General features: G+C 66.5%; 18 protein-coding genes and 1 riboswitch. Of the genes, 9 read left to right on the top strand and 9 right to left on the bottom strand.

The genetic code is table 11. The features are described from left to right. Nucleotides 1-52: 52 nt before the first annotated feature. Entirely contained in the window at nucleotides 53-991 is a 939-nt protein-coding gene (locus Q9G87_RS02840; protein WP_305914560.1) for an SDR family NAD(P)-dependent oxidoreductase, read from the top strand. Between the two features lie 165 nt (nucleotides 992-1156). Here Q9G87_RS02840 and Q9G87_RS02835 read toward each other — a convergent pair whose 3' ends face one another. Next, nucleotides 1157-2011: a helix-turn-helix transcriptional regulator gene (locus Q9G87_RS02835; RefSeq protein ID WP_305914559.1), complete on the bottom strand. Its 855-nt coding sequence runs from the start codon at nucleotides 2009-2011 to the stop codon at nucleotides 1157-1159. A gap of 169 nt (nucleotides 2012-2180) precedes the next feature. On the opposite strand from Q9G87_RS02835, the gene Q9G87_RS02830 reads away from it, so the two are divergent. Then, nucleotides 2181-3068 (top strand): NAD-dependent epimerase/dehydratase family protein, encoded by an 888-nt coding sequence (locus Q9G87_RS02830; RefSeq protein ID WP_305914558.1) that lies wholly within the window; start codon nucleotides 2181-2183, stop codon nucleotides 3066-3068. 625 nt (nucleotides 3069-3693) lie between these two features. Here Q9G87_RS02830 and Q9G87_RS02825 read toward each other — a convergent pair. Further along, a complete protein-coding gene (locus Q9G87_RS02825) occupies nucleotides 3694-4101 on the bottom strand; it encodes an ATP-binding protein (RefSeq protein ID WP_305914557.1) in 408 nt (135 codons plus the stop codon). A 1888-nt stretch (nucleotides 4102-5989) separates the two neighbouring features. On the opposite strand from Q9G87_RS02825, the gene Q9G87_RS02820 reads away from it, so the two are divergent. After that, nucleotides 5990-6439 carry a hypothetical protein gene (locus Q9G87_RS02820; RefSeq protein WP_305914556.1) on the top strand — a complete coding sequence of 150 codons (450 nt, stop codon included), beginning with the start codon at nucleotides 5990-5992 and terminating at the stop codon, nucleotides 6437-6439. Nucleotides 6440-6990: 551 nt separating this feature from the next. After that, nucleotides 6991-7212, top strand: coding sequence for a UTRA domain-containing protein (locus tag Q9G87_RS60525; protein WP_371825731.1), 222 nt, complete (start codon nucleotides 6991-6993; stop codon nucleotides 7210-7212). On the opposite strand, the gene Q9G87_RS02815 is transcribed toward Q9G87_RS60525, so the two are convergent. After that, nucleotides 7197-7523 carry a hypothetical protein gene (locus Q9G87_RS02815; RefSeq protein WP_305914555.1) on the bottom strand — a complete coding sequence of 109 codons (327 nt, stop codon included), beginning with the start codon at nucleotides 7521-7523 and terminating at the stop codon, nucleotides 7197-7199. The two genes, Q9G87_RS60525 and Q9G87_RS02815, sit on opposite strands and share 16 nt — an antisense overlap. A 379-nt stretch (nucleotides 7524-7902) precedes the next feature. After that, entirely contained in the window at nucleotides 7903-8124 is a 222-nt protein-coding gene (locus Q9G87_RS02810; protein WP_305914554.1) for a hypothetical protein, read from the bottom strand. A gap of 298 nt (nucleotides 8125-8422) precedes the next feature. Here Q9G87_RS02810 and Q9G87_RS02805 point away from each other — a divergent pair, with 298 nt between their 5' ends. Then, complete coding sequence (locus tag Q9G87_RS02805; RefSeq protein ID WP_305914553.1) at nucleotides 8423-8884, top strand: GNAT family N-acetyltransferase; 462 nt, start codon at nucleotides 8423-8425, stop codon at nucleotides 8882-8884. Nucleotides 8885-8987: 103 nt separating this feature from the next. Then, nucleotides 8988-9491 carry a recombinase family protein gene (locus tag Q9G87_RS02800; protein WP_305914552.1) on the top strand — a complete coding sequence of 168 codons (504 nt, stop codon included), beginning with the start codon at nucleotides 8988-8990 and terminating at the stop codon, nucleotides 9489-9491. Between the two features lie 61 nt (nucleotides 9492-9552). Here the strand turns inward: Q9G87_RS02800 and Q9G87_RS02795 are convergent, their stop codons facing one another. Further along, a complete protein-coding gene (locus tag Q9G87_RS02795) occupies nucleotides 9553-10107 on the bottom strand; it encodes an ArsR/SmtB family transcription factor (RefSeq protein WP_305914551.1) in 555 nt (184 codons plus the stop codon). A 94-nt stretch (nucleotides 10108-10201) separates the two neighbouring features. Here Q9G87_RS02795 and Q9G87_RS02790 point away from each other — a divergent pair, with 94 nt between their 5' ends. Further along, nucleotides 10202-11458 (top strand): hypothetical protein, encoded by a 1257-nt coding sequence (locus Q9G87_RS02790; protein WP_305914550.1) that lies wholly within the window; start codon nucleotides 10202-10204, stop codon nucleotides 11456-11458. Between the two features lie 63 nt (nucleotides 11459-11521). Here the strand turns inward: Q9G87_RS02790 and Q9G87_RS02785 are convergent, their stop codons facing one another. From Q9G87_RS02785 to Q9G87_RS02775, 3 genes are all read right to left on the bottom strand, one after another. After that, on the bottom strand, nucleotides 11522-12028 hold the full coding sequence (locus Q9G87_RS02785) for a DUF6461 domain-containing protein (RefSeq protein ID WP_305914549.1): 507 nt from the start codon (nucleotides 12026-12028) through the stop codon (nucleotides 11522-11524). A gap of 531 nt (nucleotides 12029-12559) precedes the next feature. After that, entirely contained in the window at nucleotides 12560-13123 is a 564-nt protein-coding gene (locus Q9G87_RS02780; protein WP_305914548.1) for a C40 family peptidase, read from the bottom strand. A gap of 2 nt (nucleotides 13124-13125) precedes the next feature. Further along, nucleotides 13126-13265, bottom strand: a riboswitch (cyclic di-AMP (ydaO/yuaA leader). Between the two features lie 508 nt (nucleotides 13266-13773). Next, nucleotides 13774-14655, bottom strand: a complete 882-nt coding sequence (locus tag Q9G87_RS02775; protein ID WP_305914547.1) for a bile acid:sodium symporter family protein — start codon at nucleotides 14653-14655, stop codon at nucleotides 13774-13776. 1329 nt (nucleotides 14656-15984) lie between these two features. Between Q9G87_RS02775 and Q9G87_RS02770 the strand changes: the two genes are divergently transcribed. Then, entirely contained in the window at nucleotides 15985-16812 is an 828-nt protein-coding gene (locus Q9G87_RS02770) for a phosphotransferase family protein (protein WP_305914546.1), read from the top strand. Nucleotides 16813-17608: 796 nt separating this feature from the next. Here Q9G87_RS02770 and Q9G87_RS02765 read toward each other — a convergent pair. After that, complete coding sequence (locus Q9G87_RS02765; RefSeq protein WP_305914545.1) at nucleotides 17609-18331, bottom strand: hypothetical protein; 723 nt, start codon at nucleotides 18329-18331, stop codon at nucleotides 17609-17611. A 318-nt stretch (nucleotides 18332-18649) separates the two neighbouring features. On the opposite strand from Q9G87_RS02765, the gene Q9G87_RS02760 reads away from it, so the two are divergent. After that, entirely contained in the window at nucleotides 18650-19300 is a 651-nt protein-coding gene (locus tag Q9G87_RS02760) for an SMI1/KNR4 family protein (protein ID WP_371825719.1), read from the top strand. Nucleotides 19301-19669: the final 369 nt, after the last annotated feature.

Genomic DNA, 19669 nt, shown 5'->3' with positions numbered 1-19669 from the left:
TACGAAAACCGAACGACTGCCTGTGGCCCGGCCGATCCCGCAGGCTGGGGCCATGACCGAACCCGGAACTGTTCTGATCACCGGCCCGACCCGCAACCTGGGCCGCCACGCCGTGCTGGCCATGGCCGACCGCCAGCACGGGCAGCGACCCGACCTGCTGCTGGTCGGCCGCGCCGGGCGGGACCTGACCGCGGTCGCCGACGAGGCCCGCGCGCGCGGCGCCCGCGTCCGCGAGATCGGCTGCGACCTGTCGCAGCTGGCCGACGTTCGTGCCGCCGCGGCCACCGTGCGCGACCTGCTCGCGACCGGCGCCGTTCGGCCGCTGCGCGCGCTGGTCGCCAACGCCGGCGCCATGTCGGCCGACACCCGGCGGGCCTCGCCCGACGGCTACGAGATGACTTTCGCCGTCAACTACCTCGCCCATGCCCAGCTCATCGGTGACCTGCTTGGCTCGTTCACCGCCCCGGCGCGGGTCGTGCTGCTCGGCTCGAACACCTATCACGCCAACTTCTGGCGCAAGCTGCTGGGCGTGGCCGAGGCCAAGTGGGCCGACCCCGTCGAGCTCGCCCGCCCGGCTATCGGTGAGCAGGCCCCGGGCATGACCGCCTCCGGAGTCGCCTACTCCAACGCCAAGCTGGCGATCCTGTACTACGCCCATGAGCTGCAGCGCCACGCCAGCGCCGGGATCAACGTGTCGGTGTTCGAACCGGGCTGGATGCCCGGCACCGCGCTGGGCCGTGGCGCCCCCAAGGCGGTCCAGGCGATGAGCCGCGCCTTGCGCCGGGTCCCCGGCGTGTCGACGCCGCAACGCTCGGGGCCGCTGCTGGCCGCGATGGCCCTCGATGACAAGTGGGCACACTTGCGCGACGGCGCGTTCGTGGTGAAGACCAAGCTGACCGAGGTGCAGCCGGTCGCCCACGACCGCGACCGGGAGCGGCGCCTGTGGGAGGCGACCGCCGAGCTGTTGAAACGCGCATGCGCTTCGCATTAGTACGTACCGCCCGGGCCGTACCGTGGCCGACCCGGGCGGTCGCCGGCTTGTGGGCGGTCAGGTCTACGGGCTCCCCATCGGCCTGGACGAACTCTCACCCGGGAAGCGTTAGCGCCGTGGCCCCTGGGCCACGGCGAAGGCGCTGGTCGGGCACCCGCCGGGCGGTCAGCTCTCGACAGTCATGCGCTGGGTGCCGATGACCTTCAGCAACTGCAGGGTCTGGTAGGCGGAGGATTCGGGCTCGGCGGTGAAGATGATCACCTGCTGCTCCTGGTCGGGCACGGTGAGGACGTCGAAGTCCAGCTCGATCACGCCGACCTCGGGATGCCGCACGGTCTGCCGCAGGTGACGGTCGATGCGGAGCTGGTGGGAGTTCCACAGGCGGGCGAAGTCCTCGCTGCCGGCCAGCAGTTCCGCCACCAGGTTCTTCAGTTCCCGGCTGTAGGGGTAGCGGGTGGCCGCCAGGCGCAGGTAGCTGACCGCTGTGACGGCGAACCGATCGGAGCCGCCCAAGCCAAGTGGCGGCCGGTCCGGGTCCGAGTGCAGGAAGTAGCCCCGGACGAGGTTGCGCTCCTGGCCGGGAGGCAGGGCAGAGAAGTCCACCAGCAGGGCCGCGGCCAGCGGATTCCAGGCTACGACGCGGCAGGTGGAGTCGACGACGATCGCAGCGGCGTCGGTCAGCCGGTTGATCAGGTTCAGCGTGCTCTGCTGCACCTCACGCGCCGGTTCGACCGCCTCGTTCTCCTCCCTCTCCCCCGCGAGCTGGAACAGGTGGGCGCGCTCCTGGTCGGTGAGGCGCAGCGCGCGGGCGATGCCGCCGAGGACGCGCCGTGACGGGTGCCGGCCGCGCGCCTGCTCCAGTCGCGTGTAGTGGTCGACAGAGATGTAGGCGAGCTGGGCGACCTCCTCGCGCCGCAGGCCCGGGGTGCGCCGGCGATGCCCCTGGGGCAGGCCCACGTCCGCCGGGCTGATCCGCGCCCGCTTGTTGCGCAGGAAATCCGCCAACGCATGTCTGTCCATATGTGCCACGGTATGTCCCGCGCCGGACCTCAGCCATGGACTCCTGGTCCCTGGCTGAGCGGGACTGGCCCGGGCGACGGTGAGGTTGTCGGACGGTGGACACCCGGGCCGCCCCTGGAGACGTCCACCCGTCCATCGGACAGCTCACTACGGAAAGGCAGCGCGAAGCATGCGGATCTTCATCACCGGCGCGAGCGGCTATGTCGGCGGCGTCGTCACTGAGCACCTGGTCCGGGCCGGCCACGAGGTGGTCGCCCTGGCCCGGTCGGACCGGGCCAGCGAGCGGGTCGAGGCGCTGGGCGCCAAGGCGATGCCCGGCGGACTGCAGGACCTCGACGTCCTGCGCGCGGGAGCCGCCGGCGCCGACGCCGTCGTGCACACCGCGGTGGACTACTTCAACGCCGGCATGGGGGACATCGAGCGCGACGCCCTGCGGTGGATGCTGGACGGGCTGAACGAAGGGGCGGCGTTCCTCTACACCAGCACCGGCCTGGTCTACCCCGACACCCAGGGCGCCACGGTGGACGAGGAGCACCCGGTCGACCCGCAGAGCCCGCAGCCCTTCAAGATCCTCGGCGAACGGCAGGTCCTGGACACCGGCCACGTCGCGGGCACGGTGATCCGGGCGGGGCTCGTCTACGGCCGGGCCGGGTCGGGGCTGTTGCAGGCCATGCTGGCCTCCGCCCGGCAGCAGGGCACGGTCGCCTACATCGGCGAGGGGACCAACGAATGGTCGTCGGTCCACGTCGACGACCTCGCCGCGCTGTACGCGGCCGTGCTGGCGCGCCGTTCGCCCGGGACGGTCGTGAATGCCGCCGGGGCCGAGCGGACCCCCATGCGTAGGATCGTCGAGGCCGTCGCCGCGACGGCCGGAGCCCACGCCGTGTCCCTCACCCCTGAGCAGGCGGCCGAGATAATGGGACCGGTCGCCGCCATACTCACCCATTCATCGCCGCTGAACTCCGCCAAGGCGCGGCGGCTGTTCGGCTGGAACCCCACATCGCCGAACCTGCTCGACGAGCTGACCTCCGGCTCCTACGTCCAGGCCTCCGCCTGACCCGGCCCGGGGTTCACCCGAACCGCCGGGATGCTGGTCTTCGTCCACCCCGGTGAGGGCCTGGTCATAGGGCAGCGCGTCGGGGTCGGCGCTGATCATGTTCGCGGCCTCCGTCGCGCTGCTGAGCATCGGTGCGGGCGGCTTCAGCGTCGACCAGGTGCTCGCCGAGAGGCGTGGCGGCTCCTCATCGGGCGGCCCGGGCGAGGCATTGTGAAGCACTCGGCCTGCGCTGGAAGTACGTGGACCTCAAGAGAGGCGTCATCCGCGTCTTCTGGCAGATCAAGCACCAGCGCTACCGCCACGGCTGCAAGGACCCGCACGCCTGCGGCGAGTGCCTCCACCGCTAGGCCTCTGAGCTGCACTTACTGCTGGTGGCAGGTGCAAGGTTCGAACTTGCGTAGGCTGAGCCAACGGTTTTACAGTCCCGGCGCAATCAAGCCAAGCTCCGGTGATCCGTGAAGTAGCCGAATCCCCGTAAACCGGCGTAGCGCTCCTGTCAATCGCCTTCATCTTCACCCAAGACGACTTACTCTCCAGCAGAGATTTCCTCAAGTGGGCAAAGAGCGCGGATTCGAGGTTACGAGTCGACCGGCTTCAACAACCACACCACACAATTTGCTTCGCGTCAGGCGACGGCCCGCTCGAGTTCCGGTACATCAGTGCAGGTGCAGCCGATCTCGCACCAGACGCCGGTGTGGTCGGGCAGGTGGCTGATACCCCAGGTACGGGACAGATGGTCGACGAGGAACAGCCCGCGGCCTCGCGTGGCCTCCTCTCCGGCCCGGCCCAGCCGCGGCTCTCCCGCGCCACCGTGGTCGTGCACCTCGACGCGAACCGCGCCGGGCAGGTGGGCGATGCGCACTTCGAAGTTGTCGTCACGGCCGGCGGCGGAGTGCTCGACGGCGTTGGCGGCCAGTTCGGAGACCGCCAGCACCACGTCGTCCGCGGCCGGGTGGCCGGCCACGACGCCGACCACGAAATGACGCACGTGACCGAGCTCCTCCAGCACGGCCGGGAACTCTCTCATCGTCATCGCAGCCATCCGAATCGCCTCCGCAGTGCAGCGGCTTATACCTTTTGACACCTCTAACCATGCCGATGCCGCTTGCCGGTCCCCTGCCAGCCGCTTTCGGCTGACTGTCGGTGGCTTGACAACCAGCCGGGGCCTCGGCCCTGCAGCTCCCTCGGCCGGAGTCATCACACTCATGATCCATCAAGCCATCACCAACCCGTCATGCGCTGACGCCACCACGCAGCTGCGCGCCATGCGCTTTGGGGCGCTGCTCTCGGGTCGGGCAAGGTGCGGATACGGAACTGGTCGTCCAGTCGCTCCACAACTACGCGTAGCTCAGAGCGAGCAGCGGCGGGAAGGGCTCGCAAGGCCTCTTCCAAGCGATCACGAGCCTCTACCGGATCACAGAAGGGGCAATCCTGGTTCACGTAGATGTACCGGCCGGTAGTTCGGAGAAAGCTCGCGTAGGCATGCAGCGCATCGGCGATGGCGTTCGGCCAGAAACGTTGATCTTCAAGGCGGCGTATCGCGCCTTGGGCTTTGGCTGAGAGTCCACGGATGTGCTTACGCGACGTGCGCTCGGATGATCGACTCCCGCCAGATCGCAGCGCGCTGGGGGGCTTACGCGGCATGGTCCTTTCGAGTCAGCATGCACCACATCCTGCCACGTCGCAGGCAGCGGGCGGTACGATTCGAGCCACGCGTGTGCAGCAAAGACGGGGAGCCACCAGCGAAAACAGCCCAAGATCATTGCGCCATTGCGCGACCACCGACAAACGGCCACTCAGAGCTACTCACGGCGGCATGCCGCTGAAACGCAGAAGAGGCCCCGAAGGGCCTCTGAGCTGCACTTACTGCTGGTGGCAGGTGCAAGGTTCGAACTTGCGTAGGCTGAGCTGACGGTTTACAGCTCGCGACCGTTCCGGCCGAGAGATGGCCTTCCACCTGCAGCATGGTCATGTATCACCGACGTCAGATCAGTGATCATTGCACGTATATTGCACGGCGGCCTCTGGGGGTCACCCGTGCCTCAAACCCTGCAGTCAGCTAACGCTGATCGGAGGGTGATCCGGTAGCCCGTCGCCGTGCTCGCATCATCAGTCCCCGCGCCTCGGCGTATGCCACAAAACCAAAGACGGCGAGTGCCAGTACGCGCTGAACGCCCCAAGATATGTCGAATGCCAAGTGAAGCCCCATTGGGCCAAGCATCACCGACCAGACCTGTCCGGCGAACAGTGAAAGGCCGACGATAAACAAGACGTAGTTCAGCCAGGCAGGGCTGGCAAGCATGAGTTGGTCGTCACCCCACCTGCGTGGAATCGACCGGAGGAATCCGATCTTCGATCGCTGAGACTCCGGTGTCTTTTCATGCACATAGGAAGTCTGACATCTCCGCCGAGAGTGAGGTAGAGCCGGTTTTGTCGGCAGCGCAGTCCGAAGCGGCGGAGCCTACCGATGCCCGGTGGGCCGGGGCTGAGTGTCGCTTGCCAGGGAGAAGGGCTCTGTAGCCGATTTCGTGGAGTCTGTGCGGAGCGTGACGAAGGTCCGTGCGGGGGACGGTGGCGATGATCGCGATTGGGTAACACGCTGTGCATGGGTGCGGCCGCGATGTAGGAGATCGGGTTCGACCAAGAATTTGATCGTCAACGCGCGGCCGCTGGGAGCTCATTGTGCAGTATGGGCCTCCGTCTGAACAACCCAGCTGGCGCACAGGCCTGGCCATGGACGACCAGCCTCCGGAACAATCACCGATCAGTCTAGGTGACACAAGGGATTTGGATGCCGAAATCGGGCGGACAGGCTCCGGAAAGCTCCCAGAAAGATCTCTTCCTGCGGGCGACCATCCCGCTGTGTACCCTTTGCGGCGTTCACATCCGGTCGTTCAGACCCGCAAGAAGTGAGGCCCCCCATGAAGAAGTCCCTCAAATTCGCCGGCACGCTCGGCGCAGCCCTCGCACTGACGGGCGCCCTGCAGTCCCCGGCCGCCGCCGCCTCGTGGACCTCGACCCAGCCGACCTGGGGCACCGCCAAGTGTTCGAGCGGGGCCAACCTGACCGACTCCAGCCACAAGATCTTCACCTGCATCATGTACGGCGGCGGCAAGGTGCAGGCCTACGCCATGGTCATGAACAGCAGCAGCGGTGACCGCTACCTTCCGAAAACCGAAACGATGATCAATTTTGGGGGAGTTGGGATCAACCCCAGCACATGCGCGGCCTCCGGAATGCCCAAGCAGAGCACGCGGTGGTGCCTCGCCGTAAAGATGGACGGCCCTTCCGGCGGCTGCTCCAACCTTAATGCCCATTCGCGCTACTACTGGTACGCCGACAAGACCCAGAACTCGCCGGTCTGCGGCTGACGTTCAGGAACGCTCGAGGCCACGGCACTCCTGGACAGAGGGGCGCCACGGCGCTTGGTGTGAAGGCCCGCACGAGGGCGACATGTCGATCAATGCTGGTCGACCACCGCCAGTCCACAACTAAGCGCCGATCTACTGCGACGCGTCCCTGCACACCATCACCAGTCGGTGCGACGCCCACCAGCCCGTTCACCCCTCCCTGCCAAAATGGACAGAGATATCCCAAACAGGTACAAAACTCTGTGCTGAGGGTGGGGAAGGAGGCATCCCTTCGTGGGAGCAAGCGAGCAGGATCCCTGACCCACAGGTACGCGAGCGGGCCGCGGCCCGCCGCTATACCGCCTACAAGGCCCGGATCCTGAGGAATAGCCGTACAGAACCGAGTGGGCGCGCTGCTGGGCTTGGAGCCCAAAGCCGGGCCTTCGTACGTCGCCGCTTGATCGCGCGTGAGGGTGAGCCGACCGGCCTGGTGGCGCTATGGGTGCCGTTGGAAGTGTCCGAAGGGACCGATCTGACCAGTGGCGAGGCGCTGAAGCAAGGGTTGCGCGAGCATCTCCAGTCGCGCAAGGGCGTCCGTTTCGATCACATCAGAGCAGATCACCGCCCGCATGCCCACCTCGGACGAGGCCAAGCAACTGGCCATGCCCAAGAATGCTCCCCTCTTGGCCGTGTTCGGCGCGGTCCGCGAGGCCTCTGGGCGACCGTTGGCCGTGGTGGAAGTGCTTCTTCCTGCGGATCGTCACGAGCTGGTAGACGCCTACCCGATCTCGTAGGGAACTACGACGATCTGATCGTCATCTTCGTAGATCACCTTGCCAGGGTCGGCCACTTCGAGGCGCACGCACTCCACCCCATGAGCGGCGAGGATCGCCAAATAGCCCGGCACCCTCTCCATGAGATGACGAGCTGACGGCTTGAACCAGGCCGCGGCTCCAGGGTTGAGCTGCCGATCGTAGACCGTGGGGTCCACGTCTGCGGGATTAGTGAAGTTCGCTTCGTACCAGGCGTTGTTCTCACGCCGGAACCGTTCCTCTTCCTCCGACAGTCGCCCTTGCATGGCCAGGCTGTTGACGAGGCCGAACACGCCGGAGTACGCCCCTCTTCCGTTTGGCGTGGGGCTCTGGAACCTCACGTACATCGGCACTCCTCTCACGATCATCTCGCCTGCCGCGTTCTACCAGCTTCCTTAGTTCGCGACCAGCCTGCTCGCGGCGGCATCTGGCTGCATAACCCTGAAATACAGAAGAGGCCCCGTAGGGCCTCTGAGCTGCTCTTACTGCTGGTGAAAGGTGCAAGGTTCGAACTTGCGTAGGCTGAGCCGACGGTTTTACAGTCCCGTCGCGATCATGCCCTGACCTGGGCATACACTCATGGCCAGCTCAACTTGGCCTCTTGGCCGTGATCAAGCTCGTGGACAGCCTCAGCAGGTTGCCTTCCTGAAACCGAGTGTCAGTTTCGAAGTCCTATGCATGGGTGTCCGAAGTGGTCTGCACGCCCATGCTGCGTGCAGACCAGTCGATGGTGCTGTCGCGGCTCAGTGCTGCATGATCCACCAGAACAACAGGCCGACAAGGCGCCACGGGCGAAGGCGATACCGATGGCGCGGCGGAGACGTCGGATACGGGCAGAGCGGTGTCGTGGCGAGGACGGGCCCTCTCTAGCGCCGGGGTGTCGGTGATGGTCATGCCCGCATCACATCCAACCCGCTGACCATGTTGAAGGCATGCCGGAAGAGTCCGGACCTGCGGGGCTACGCTTCCGGTGAGCGGGGATCCTGGCCGACCCGTCTCGGATCCGAATGATTGTCCTTTGCGCTGAGGAGGCCGTGCGTCGTGGCGGCGTTCCGGCCGGAAGAGTCGAGTTCCTAGGTCCTGGTGGAGCTGGCGCGGCTGTGGGACCAAGCGCGCGTCCGCCGTCCCGGTCAGGTGACGCAGAAGGAGCTCGCGAAGGCCTCGGGCGTGACCGTAGGGCAGGATGGCCGCCATGATGGAGATCAACTTCCTGACCGAATCCGACCGCGCCTGCTGGGAAGTGCTGGCCCGTGGCAAAGACACATACTTCGAGGTCGAGCGCAGCGACGACGACTACGAACGGACCTGGCGCCGCCTGCTCGACGACGAGCAGATACGCGGGATCGCCGCCCGGCTGGACGGCAAGATGGTCGGCATCGCGCACTACCTGTTCCACGCCAGTGTCTGGTACGCCGGGAGATGCTATCTGGCGGACTTGTTCGTGGACGCGGAAGTCCGGCGGCGGGGTATCGCGACGGCAGTGATCGAGTGGGTGGCGCGGGACGCCAAGGAGCACGGCTTCCCAGGCCTCTACTGGAACACGTTGGAAGACGCCCCGGCTCGCGCGCTGTACGACAAGGTGGGCAAGTTCCACAAGGGCCTCATCCACTACGCCTACCGGCGTGACGCGAACCAGACCTCCACCCAGCTCTGAGGGGCGACCAGGATAGGGCGATCTCGACGGGACCGCCCGATCGCCCTGCCGGACCGGCAAGGGCAAGGTCGTCGTCCAGTACCACACCGCCCGCTTCCACCTCGTGCCCGCGCTCGCCAAGACGCTCACCGTGGCGACCCCGACCGTGCGCAAGCCGGGCACGCTCTGGATCGAACTGCCCCGCCCCGCTGCGGCCGGCACCGAACCGGCGGGGCACGTACGCATCGGGTACGCCCTCGCCTCTACCGTCCGGCAGTCCTTGGACACCCGGCTCGACGCGCTCCAGGCCGCCGGCGTCACCCGCATCCTCTCCGAGAAGATCTCCACGCGCGCCACCACCCGGCCCGAACTCGACAAGGCCGTCGCCCTGGCCCGCGCGCTCCGATCGGCAGGCGTCGCGGTCACGCTCGTGGTGCACGAGCACAAACGGCTCGGCCCCGGCCTCGACCTGGCCGCCCTGGCCGAGCAGCTGCGCGCCGCCGGCATCGGCCTGGAGTTCCTCACCGGCGAGCTGCAGGGCTCCCACGACCCCTCGGGCGTGGTGTGGACGTGTGCCGGTCCAGCCGAGGGGCGGCCAGAAGCGGCCACCAGTCGATCATGTTCGTAATCTCGGAGCGGATCTGGACCCCGAGTATCTCCCGCGAACCAAGACGTCGGGGACGAGGGGATCAGGAGCCGCGGGGGTCGGGGAAACCGATCCAGCGCAGCAGGATCATCCGGGCGTCCGCGGGTGCGGTGTCGCGATCGGTGCCGAAGCGGTGCACCAGTTTGAGGTACTCCTCGTGGAATTCTTTGAGCTGTGCCTTGGTCATGAAGGTGCTGGCGCGGGAGCCCTGCTGCCAGTCGCCGTCCTCGTCCCGGTTGTGGGCGAAGGCCGACAGCAGCCGTAGGTCCTCGGCCAGCTTGGAGTCGCCCAGTCGCTCGGCGAGGTCTTGTTCGGCGTCGGTCAGTTCATCGCGGGTGGGCATCCGCCGGTCGGCTTTGACGACGTCCCACCAGCGTTCCCGCCCTTTGGCGCGGTCGCGCAGCTCGGTCACGAAACCGGTGTCGGACAACATCCGCAGGTGGTAGCTGGTTGTCCCGGTGTTCTGGCCCATGGCTTTGGCCAGCGTGGTGGAGGTGGCCGGGCCGTGATTGGCGAGGTGGCGGAGGATCTCTCGCCGCAGTGGGCTGGCGAGCGCCTTCATCGCCGCCGGGGTGTGCATGACCGGTTCCGTTGACATGTGACCAGCTTAGCCGTACCGAGACAATTATGCAGAAAGATTCATGCAGAGAAAAACTTGCAGAAAAAATTCTGTACAGCTAGGGTCGGCGACCATGAACTGGAAACGAATCGCCGGGGTGTCCTTCGTCACCGCTCCACTGTTGGTCCTGACCGGCTGGGCTTTGATGCGCCTTGGCGGTACCGGTGGCCAGGAACCCGGCTGGACCTTGGCCCACATCGCCTGGGTCCTCAACACCGTCATGTACGCGATCGTCTGCGTCGAGCTGTATAGACGTGCCAAGGACACCACCTCGGGAGGGCGGATACTGGCCACCGGCTCGCTCATCGTCGGTGTCATCGGCGCGGGCTGCCTGCTCATCCAGATGGTGATCGATCTGGTGGTGGGCTTCTCCACCGGCAACCGCACCGACATGCGGGCCCTGAGCGGCCAGATCCACGACCTGCCGGGAGTGCAGGTGGCCATCTACGACGTCGGGCCGGCGCTGCTGTTCCTGGTGCTGATCGTGCAGGCGATACACCTCGCGACGCAGGGCAGGGCCACCGCACTGTTCGCGATCCTGGTGACGGTGGCGGTTCTGGTCAACGGCGCCGAGCTGCTGGTGGAGATCCCGTTGCGGCTGGCCCAGGCCGGATCGGCGCTGATCCTGTGGCTGGCCTTCCTGCCGGTAGGACGTGAACTGTTGCGCCGCAGCCCATCCGGCTCGACCCAGGCGGCGACGACGACCTGGCAAACCCTCGCCGGGTGGTCACTCATCCTGGCGCCGGTGGCGCAGATCGGCGGCTGGACCTTGATGAGGCTCGGCGGCAACGAAGGAGTCGAGCCATGGACGACGATCGCGCATTCGGTGTGGCTCATCGGCTTCGTGCTGCTGGCCGTCGCCTGCCTCGAACTTTATCGCCGGGTCCGAAGCCGCGGCGCCGGGCAGCTCCTCGCCAGGGCGAGTCTGGCGGTGGCACTGATCAGCGTCGCCGCCTCGATCGCCGAGATGCTCGTCGACCTGTACGTCCTCTTCGCCACCGACAATCACGCGCAGTTGAAGGCCCTGGACCAGCAGATCCGAAGCATCCCGGGAGCCGAGCCGATCCTGTATGGATTCGGCACCCAGCTTGTCTACCTTGGGCTCCTGGTCCTGATCATTCAGCTGGCCGTTCTGAAGCGAATCAGAGCTACGACCCTGATACTCGTCCTGGCCACCCTGGCCCTGTTCATCAGCTACGAAGTGCTGGACGGACCCGGCCGCCAGGCTCTCATGCCGTTCGCGGTCCTGTGCATGTGGCTGGCCCTGGCGCCCCTGGGATGGCGACTGCTGAAGCCGGCGGCCCAGGCCGCCGGCGCGATCACGCCGTAGCGGTTCGCGGCCTGATGGTCCCGATCATGTACCGAACCCCGGCAGGTCGCTGGGTCGGAACCTTCAGTCGATCGTCCCGACGATGGGCTCCGCCGCGTAGTGAGTCGGTGTCAGGGTGACCCCAGTGGCCCGTGTAGCCAGCGCAATGGCGAGAGCGGTGGAAGTCCGCGTGCCGGCCTCTCCGTCCAGCGGCATGTCCAGCTCTCGCATATGGGCCAGCAGGCGGTCAGGATCGCTGCCGTTCCGATCGCCGGGGAAGAACGGCTCGAATTCCGTGACCACCACCCCGTCGACAGAGTAGACGAAGTGCTCGTCCATGGTGATGCCTGTAATGACCCTTGCCATCTCCGTACCCTGAGAGAGGGTCTCTGGAAGTGGCTGGCAATGGTAGTCAATCAGGACCGCTCCTCCGTCTCCCGCGTAGGCGGCAATGCCCACTTCTCGGGAGATGTCACCGGGAGTGGCGCCGATCCGGTGCAATGCTGCCTCAGGAGACAGGCCCCGCACGAACGTCACGCCGACCAGGTCGCTGTCCTTTTGATACTCGTCGATGAACCAGGCGTAATCCATCGGACCATTCTGAGCGAGTCGAACGGCTTCGCCGCGATGGACAGCGCCTGGTTCGCCGTGCTCATGCTCTACGTGCCTCAGGTCCTCGGTCTACCGGCTTGGGGCTACGGCGTGTTGCTGGGCATCGGCGCCGTTGGGGGGGCTCGCCGGAGGGTTCTTCGCGACACGGGTCACGCGAATGATCGGACCCGCGGCAGCTCTGGCTGGTGCCTCGGTTGCGCCGCGATTGGGCCGCCATGGGCCGTCTGCGGGCGGTCAGGCGAGGCCGCGGGTCGTCGCATCCGCTGCTCCGACGTCGCGCTTCTCACCATGGGGGCGCGTCACCGCATCGGACGACAGATCGCCCTGTACGAGCGCCCCCACAACCTGATGTCACTTCTCCGTGCTTCCATGGTCGTGAAAGCACGGAGAAAGTGCCGTGACGTCCGTGCAGAAGTGGACCGGCCTTGCGGCCCGCTTCACGTTGAGTTCACACAAGGCTCAGTGGCCGGAACCTGCAGAAAGGGAAGGCGCGGGGGGCCACCGCCGTTGTCACAGGGTGGCGGTGAGCATCGAGGGCGCGGGGGTCTTGCGCTGCTCGATGGAGAGCCGTACTCCCTTAGGGTCTGGCCGTACGGCGCCCACGAAAGACTGCCTGCGCCAGTCGGAGAGGCGTTCCTCCTTGACCACGTCTCCAGTGCGCGGCGCGTGCACCATGTAGCCGGGCCTCGAGATCATCCCCACGTGCCCGAGTCCGTGGAAGAAGACCAGGTCACCTGGTTTGAGGTCGTCCCAGGAGATCTTCCTGGTGAACGCGTTGTACTGTTGCGCCGCGGTGCGCGGCAACTCGATGCCAGCGTGCTCGTATGCCCTGAGCATGAGCCCGGAGCAGTCGTAGCCGCGGTCGCTGGTCCCGCCCCAGACGTACGGGATGCCGCGCTTCTTCATGGCGAAGTGGAGGGCGAGTTTCCAGGCGCGAGTGGGCTGGCGCTTCTGCTGGATGCGCTTGACCTGGGGGCCGGTCAGGGTGGTGGGGTCGTCGGTGGCGGCCTGGGCCGGAGCGGCCAGAGTGAGCCCGGCGATGGCTGCCGCCAGGCAGATGGCAATGCGAGACACTGCTGTCCTTCCACGCGGCCTACCGGGTTAGCTGACGGGCTCGGGCCTGGAAGTGGCCCTACGGCGATGCCGATTCGCCCCAGGGGGGAAGGTGGGTCCCCGGCTCCACGCAAACGCTGAGTGGATTAGGCGTGACGAACTCTAATGAAACAGTCAAAGAGTTGTAAACCACCTAAAATCGGGCGTACGGAAAATGAGACAGCTGGACGCGGCGGCGCCGGCCAGGACGCCATCCGCGCGGCCAGGCAGCGCGCCCGCCTTCGGCAACCACCAACTGTGGAAGGAGGAGTCCGAGCCGCTGCTGCGCTGGCTCGCCACGGAGGTCCACGACGAAGGGGCAGCGGTGATGATCCAGCTGCCCCACCTCGGCCATCGCACGAGCAACTACGCCCCTGTATGCCCGGCGCGCGGCGGAGGCCGACTGCTTCGGCGACCACGCCGGCCAGAGCGGCTGCGCCTGTTCCTCGAGGCCTACGGCCGGCGCGGCCGCCCCGAGAAGATCATCCGAGAAGCACAGAGGCGCCGACCAGATACGCAGTTACGGCCAGGGTCCCGACGAGCTTTACGTCAGGCTGCTCGAACGCGGCATCGCCGACGATCTCGACCAGGCCCGTTCAGGAGTTGGACGACTCCCCTGCGCCCCGCCCGGCTCAGGCAGTGCTCGCTTGTGACGCGGCATCGGAGGAGGCGCGAGCTCGGACGAGGAAACCGGCGACGGCCGCGGTGAAGAACATCAGGACGCCGTACGTCGCGGCGGGCACCGCCATCTGGGTGTTGTTCAGCAGCGCCGGGCTGAGCGCGACGGTGATCGCGAGGGTCGCGTTGTGAATGCCGATCTCCATGCAGGACGCGATGGCCTGGCGGCGGCCCACCCCGGCCAGGCGGGGCGCCCAGTATCCGACGGCCAAGCTGATCACGCTGAACAGGACCGTGATGGCGCCCACGGAGCGGATGTAGCCTGCGATGTTGTCCAGCTCCTGCAACAACGCGCCGAGGATGACCAGGACCAGGATGACGGCAGAAGCGATCTTCACGGGGGATTCCATACGGTCCGCGAACCGAGGCCTGAACGAACGCACCGCCATGCCGACCGCCACGGGGACGAGCACCAGTGCGGTTACCTGCACCGTCTTGTCGAACTGGAGGCCCAGCGTGCCGGCATCGCCGAAGTAGCTCAGGGACAGGTTGGTCACCAGAGGCAGCGTCACGACGGCCAGCACCGAGTTGATCGCGGTGAGCGTCACGTTCAGCGCGACGTCGCCGCCGAACAGGTGGCTGTAGAGGTTAGCGGTCGTGCCGCCAGGCGAGGCGGCCAGGAGCATCATGCCGACGGCGAGTGCGGGTGGCAGGCCGAAAGCGAGGACGAGGCCGAGGCACACGGCGGGTAAGAGGACGACCTGACAGGTCAGCGCCACGACGGCGGCCTTGGGGTACGCGACCACACGTCGGAAGTCGGCGATCGTCAGGCTCAGGCCGAGCCCCAGCATGATGATCGCCAGAGCGAGGGGAAGCAATACGCTGGCAAGGGCCATGGGCTGGAGTCCTTTCCGTGCCGGAAGAGCCCATGGCCACTGAGCGCGTGGCCTGCGGCGCCCTCCTTGATCGAAGCCGGATACAGACCCCACAATGTGGGATCACCGGGCCGATGTGAAGGGCCCAGCAGCTTCCGGCCAGGCCGTCACACGCTCGCGGAGGTCATGGAACCCGACCGGCGGAAAGATGGCTCACGTCTGCCGGGTCTAACACCGCGGCGCGCGAGCTGACCGCCGAGCTGTGCGGCCGGTACGCGGCCGACGTCGGCAACCTGGTGCTGGGCAGCGGTTCTATCGAGATCATCTCCCAGCTCGTCCGGGCGACCGCCGGCCATGGGGACGAGTGTTCCAGTCCACAGAAATGCACCGACTGGTCGCCGGACTGCTTCCACCCGGTACGCCGGCCATTTCCGTTCAACTGCACGCCAGCCGTGAGACGTGGCACCAATGCTTTGAGTCGGGCCCTGAGCGTCCGGGCCTGACCGACTTCTACCGGAGCAGGTACACACAGGCCCAGACAACCGCGGTTGATCATGTAGTTCACACGATGGGCTCACCCCCGCCGAGGTGGCTCGGCGCGCGACCGATGTCACCGGAGTCCTCCAACCCGGGCCTTCTCTGAACTAACGGTTTGTCATGGCCTCTTAAGGCTGGTCATGGCAGTCGCCTAGAGACCGGGCCATGTGTAGGAGGCGAGATAAGGGGACCGGCCGGTGACGAACCAGTTCTGAAGGTCATGGAGTCGTTCGATGGCGGCTTCGTAGTACTGGGGTGGTTCGGGACGGAGTAATTCGAGGTCGTCCATGGTGCACAGGATGGCACGGTTCGCGCTGGTGGCGGCGGCAGGCCGGCGGTCGGCGCGTTCGCTTGGTGCGGCGATTGCGTGGTACGGCTACAGCCCCGGCCGCCGTCGATCGGGACCGGCCGCCAGGCCGCACGCCCGGTCGGCGGGCGGCGGAGGGCCGGGCACGGCGGCGCGGCGCGCGCCGCCGCTTGATCGACGGTCAGGAGGAGATCGTCAACCAGCGGATAGCGGACGTACTGACCGCATGAGATCTCAAGCAGCACTCCTCGAAGGGCTCCGGCTGTCCCCGGGGCCTTTCGGCGTTGCAGGGCCGCGTCATCCCGCATCGCGGGCCGTTTCCTCCACCACAATCCCGAGGAACCCGGCGGCAACAAGGCGGCATTCGCGGCCAGACTGGGTGACACCATCCAGGCGATGCGCGCCCTGGGCATGACAGTGGACCGCGAGCTGTGGCTGACCAACGCCGAATGCAGCCAGTGCTACGCCGGCTGCGTCGACGACCCGAGTCCCGAAGGGATCCAGCCGTGACCCGACCAACCTGGGAAGAGCTTCCCGACAGCGTCATCAACGCCGTGCAAACACAGTGCGGCCAAGTGCTCAAGGCCGAGACCGCTACCCACGGCATCATGCCCGGCATCGCGACCCGCCTCGACCTCGAGGGCGGCGGACACGTGTTCTTCAAAGCCATTGAGCGGACCCACGAGGCCGCACGCCTGCACCTGCGGGAGCGGTGGGCGGGCCGGAGCCTGCCGGCGGAGGTTCCCGCTCCGCGCATGCTATGGGCTGACACCGTCGGCGACTGGCACGCCATGGTGTGGGAGTACGTCAACGACAACGCCCACCACGCCGACCTCTCGCCCCGGTCGGAGGACCCGCCCGCTGTCCTCGACACGATGGCGCTCCTCGGCGCGATGCTCACACCATGCCCGAACGGCGCCATGCCGGTGTCGGAGAACGTCAACGCGCTGATGGCCAAAGCCCGGCACATGCTCGACAAGCCCCCGGGCGAACTGGCCGAGCGCGCCCTGTACGAGGCCGCGGTCAACGGCTTCGACCTGTCCGCCCTGCGTGGCAACACGCTGCTGCACTACGACCTGAGCGCCGGCAACCTGCTCGTCACGGGCGGGCGCGTCCGCGTCGTCGACTGGTCGTTCGCGGCCCGCGGCGCGGCCTGGCTGGACGCCGCTCTCTTCGCGCCGCGGCTGATCGAGGCGGGGCATACGCCGGAGAAGACCGACCAACTCCTGTCCACGCTGCCGCACTGGCGCGACGCACCCCGCAAGGCCGTGGCCGGGATCGCTGCGGCATGGACGCTGTTCCGCCTCTACAAGGCCCAGTACGGGCCGGAGTAGGTTCGCGAGGCCCGCGCCCGCGCCGCTGACGCGGGCCGGTCCTGGCTGGCCTATCAGCAAGCGAACGGCTGATCAGGCGCCCTGTGCTGTCTCGACAACGCCCAGGCCGAACTGTGATCCACGAGCTGGCCATCGTCCGCGCGTGACCAGCAGCAAAGAGGCGCGGCCCTCCCCCACCCGGGACGTGGCAGAGAGCCGCGCCGTCCTGATCCCGGACTAAGGCCTCACAGCCCAACGCCCGTCTAAGGGCGTTGCCCGGGCTCGTCCACCACGGCGATGGCGGTCCGGGTGAATTGGCGGTAGACGGCGCCCGCCTCGATCACCCAGCCGCCGGGCTGGGGCTGGGCTGGGGACCGATTCGCCGCCGCGCCACACGAAGAACCCGTTTTAGAGCGTGTGGTCGCGGACGGCGGCCTCCCTGGCGCCGCGATAGGCGAAGGTCTCCGGGTCCAAGAACAGCTCCGAGCGCAGCCATCCGCGTGCCTCCAGGCTGACCGCCAGCGCCGGACACCGCTCTTGCCCGCGGTACTGAGGAGACTGCCCGAGGTTAGGCGCAAGATCTTGGTAGCTGCTCGGTTTGCCACCATCCGATCTGCCTACGGCTTTACAGCTCGTGACCGTTCCGGCTAGGAAACGGCCTTCCACCTGCGGCATGACCATGTCTCTCCGCCGTGAGCTCCGTGATCATTGCCCGTATATTGCACGGTGGGCGCTGGAGCTAACCTCAGCCGGCTACGGTCCTGACCTCCTGCGCGGCGAACATCCCGGCGCCGGAGACCCATGAGTTCCTCTTCGGCTACTGGATGGTCAGGCGGTAGCCGTGATCGGTGGATCGGGGGCAGAGGAAGATGGTGAGGGACGCGTAGCGGCCAAGCTGGAGTGTGGTCGGTTCCAACGCCTCCAGGTATTCGGGCATGCCCCGTTCGAGGTGTCGTTCTTCCAGCGGGCGCCATCGCCGTCCGCTTTCGCCGTCCCATTCGCTGCTGGCTAGTTTGAGGAGCGGCTCGGTTTCGGTACCGCAGATGTTGCAGGGCAGCTCGTACATGTCGGTGAGGTGCCAGGACTCCCATCCCCCGATTTTGCAGCCCGGCGCAATGGACAGCAGGTATCCGTAGGAGTAATCGGCTTCTTCGTTCCACGCGTCCAGGGCTGTCTGGAGTTGCTCGGGGAGCTCTTCAGGATAGGGGTATTCGGTGACTTGTTCGGGGTGCAGCACACAGGGGCGCGGCAGGTAATCCTCATAGCTGAGGTCGGCCGCCGGAGTGTCGAGAAGACCGTCAGGTGTGGTGTGATCCCGCATGGGCGGATCGGCGAGGACATCCGTGAGGTCGGCGGTGCGGCGCCAGACCAGTAATGGGGCAGGAGCAAGTCCAATGTCTTCCAGGTCGTGTTCGTTGGGGCACCACAGCACCTGGAGCAGATCGGCACCCTCGGGAAAGGGGATCTCAGGGATGTCGCGTGCGTAGAACTGTGCGACACCGACCATGGGCACCGGACTCTCAGGGACACGGTTCTTCATCGTCAGCCAGCCAGGCTGGCCAAAGGGCGCGGCCTGTACCTGGACCGTTCGGTCACATGTCGGCCATGGCTCGTCGGACGGCCAGAGCAGTGGTCCTCCGATGTGGCTGTTATACATACTCGGCTTGCCTGGCCGCGGGTGGAGGCGGACGGCTGTCCTTGCGTATGCGCTCAGCTCAGGGAACATCTGTGTGATGTCGAGCGGGGGGCTGGAAGTAGTGCGAGCCATGAGCAGGAAGCCTAGGCCGATGGCACCTACAGAGAGAAGACCGGACCTTAAGCCTCTCCAGCAGCAGGCCAACGCCAATGCCGGTCCATCATGAACGCCTCTGAACGACCTCGTATTGCAACCCAAACTCCAATCCACTGCTCTCCTCGACCGTCGAAGGGATTGTCTGGGAGAGATGGCAGGATCATCGCCATGACAAGCATGGATGATCTTCTTCGCCGGGTGCGGGTGAAGGCGAGCGCGACCCCAGAGCGGCTACCTCCTCCTGTCACGGCAGAGGAAATGGCTCAAGCGGAAAGCATCTTGGGTTTCCGCCTTCCTCCTGTGCTCGCTCGGCTCTACCGTGAGGTGGCCAACGGCGGCTTCGGCCCTGAATACCAGCTCTTTCCGCTCCTGGGTGAAGGGCGTACCGCGGTCAGCGTCTACCGCGAGGAACGCGCGACGGCAGGGTCTGATGATGAGGCCACGCACTGGCCGCAGGATGTCCTGCCGGTCCTGGATTGGGGGTGCGGCATGTTCGCCGCAGTGGACTGCCGTAGCCCCGAGGGTGCCGTACTGCTCTTCGAGCCGAACGGCATCGACGATGAGTGGCACCACGCGTGGTACATCGACTCCGAAAGCCTGGCCGGCTGGTTGGAGACGTGGCTTTCGGAAACGGGCTGGTACGAAGAGGACGCCGACGAAGAGGACGAGATGCGGCCATGGGAGACGGCCCGGCAACGTCTGTCAGAGGGCAACTGACTTGGTCAGGTCCATCTCGCCCTCACGGATAAAAGTGGGTCGCTCTTCCCCGGATGATGGCTCGCTGACCTGGGGCCGAGGTGGTTGCTCCCTCCCAGGTTGGGAAGAGCGTTCCGCGCATATTCCGGATCTTGGGAGTGAGAGGCCTACTGCTTCCGGCCGACCGAGCGGACCCGGGCGGGTTCAAGGCTTTGAGGGTGAAGTCGTGTGACCAGGCATTCGCGGTGGGAGACGATAGCGGTGCTGCCAGGGCCGTCGGCGCTTCGGACCTCCATGACCACTCCATCGCCACCTGGGCTCAAGATGGCGTGCGTTCCGCAAAAGTCGCACCGCCATCGGAAGCACGCCAGGTCCTCTCTGCGCATCGTC

The organism is Nonomuraea turcica (genome assembly GCF_030718205.1).
Lineage (GTDB): Bacteria > Actinomycetota > Actinomycetes > Streptosporangiales > Streptosporangiaceae > Nonomuraea.
Note: the sequence above shows the minus strand (reverse complement) of the source record. Positions and strands in the feature narration are given on the sequence as shown.

Excerpts from the sequence above, each read along its gene's own strand:
- Q9G87_RS02840 (WP_305914560.1), top strand. The coding sequence starts at position 53 with ATGACCGAACCCGGAACTGTTCTGATCACCGGCCCGACCCGCAACCTG.
- Q9G87_RS02835 (WP_305914559.1), bottom strand. The coding sequence starts at position 2,011 with ATGGACAGACATGCGTTGGCGGATTTCCTGCGCAACAAGCGGGCGCGG.
- Q9G87_RS02830 (WP_305914558.1), top strand. The coding sequence starts at position 2,181 with ATGCGGATCTTCATCACCGGCGCGAGCGGCTATGTCGGCGGCGTCGTC.
- Q9G87_RS02825 (WP_305914557.1), bottom strand. The coding sequence starts at position 4,101 with ATGACGATGAGAGAGTTCCCGGCCGTGCTGGAGGAGCTCGGTCACGTG.
- Q9G87_RS02820 (WP_305914556.1), top strand. The coding sequence starts at position 5,990 with ATGAAGAAGTCCCTCAAATTCGCCGGCACGCTCGGCGCAGCCCTCGCA.
- Q9G87_RS02810 (WP_305914554.1), bottom strand. The coding sequence starts at position 8,124 with ATGACCATCACCGACACCCCGGCGCTAGAGAGGGCCCGTCCTCGCCAC.
- Q9G87_RS02805 (WP_305914553.1), top strand. The coding sequence starts at position 8,423 with ATGATGGAGATCAACTTCCTGACCGAATCCGACCGCGCCTGCTGGGAA.
- Q9G87_RS02795 (WP_305914551.1), bottom strand. The coding sequence starts at position 10,107 with ATGTCAACGGAACCGGTCATGCACACCCCGGCGGCGATGAAGGCGCTC.
- Q9G87_RS02790 (WP_305914550.1), top strand. The coding sequence starts at position 10,202 with ATGAACTGGAAACGAATCGCCGGGGTGTCCTTCGTCACCGCTCCACTG.
- Q9G87_RS02785 (WP_305914549.1), bottom strand. The coding sequence starts at position 12,028 with ATGGATTACGCCTGGTTCATCGACGAGTATCAAAAGGACAGCGACCTG.
- Q9G87_RS02775 (WP_305914547.1), bottom strand. The coding sequence starts at position 14,655 with ATGGCCCTTGCCAGCGTATTGCTTCCCCTCGCTCTGGCGATCATCATG.
- Q9G87_RS02765 (WP_305914545.1), bottom strand. The coding sequence starts at position 18,331 with ATGAAGAACCGTGTCCCTGAGAGTCCGGTGCCCATGGTCGGTGTCGCA.
- Q9G87_RS02760 (WP_371825719.1), top strand. The coding sequence starts at position 18,650 with ATGAACGCCTCTGAACGACCTCGTATTGCAACCCAAACTCCAATCCAC.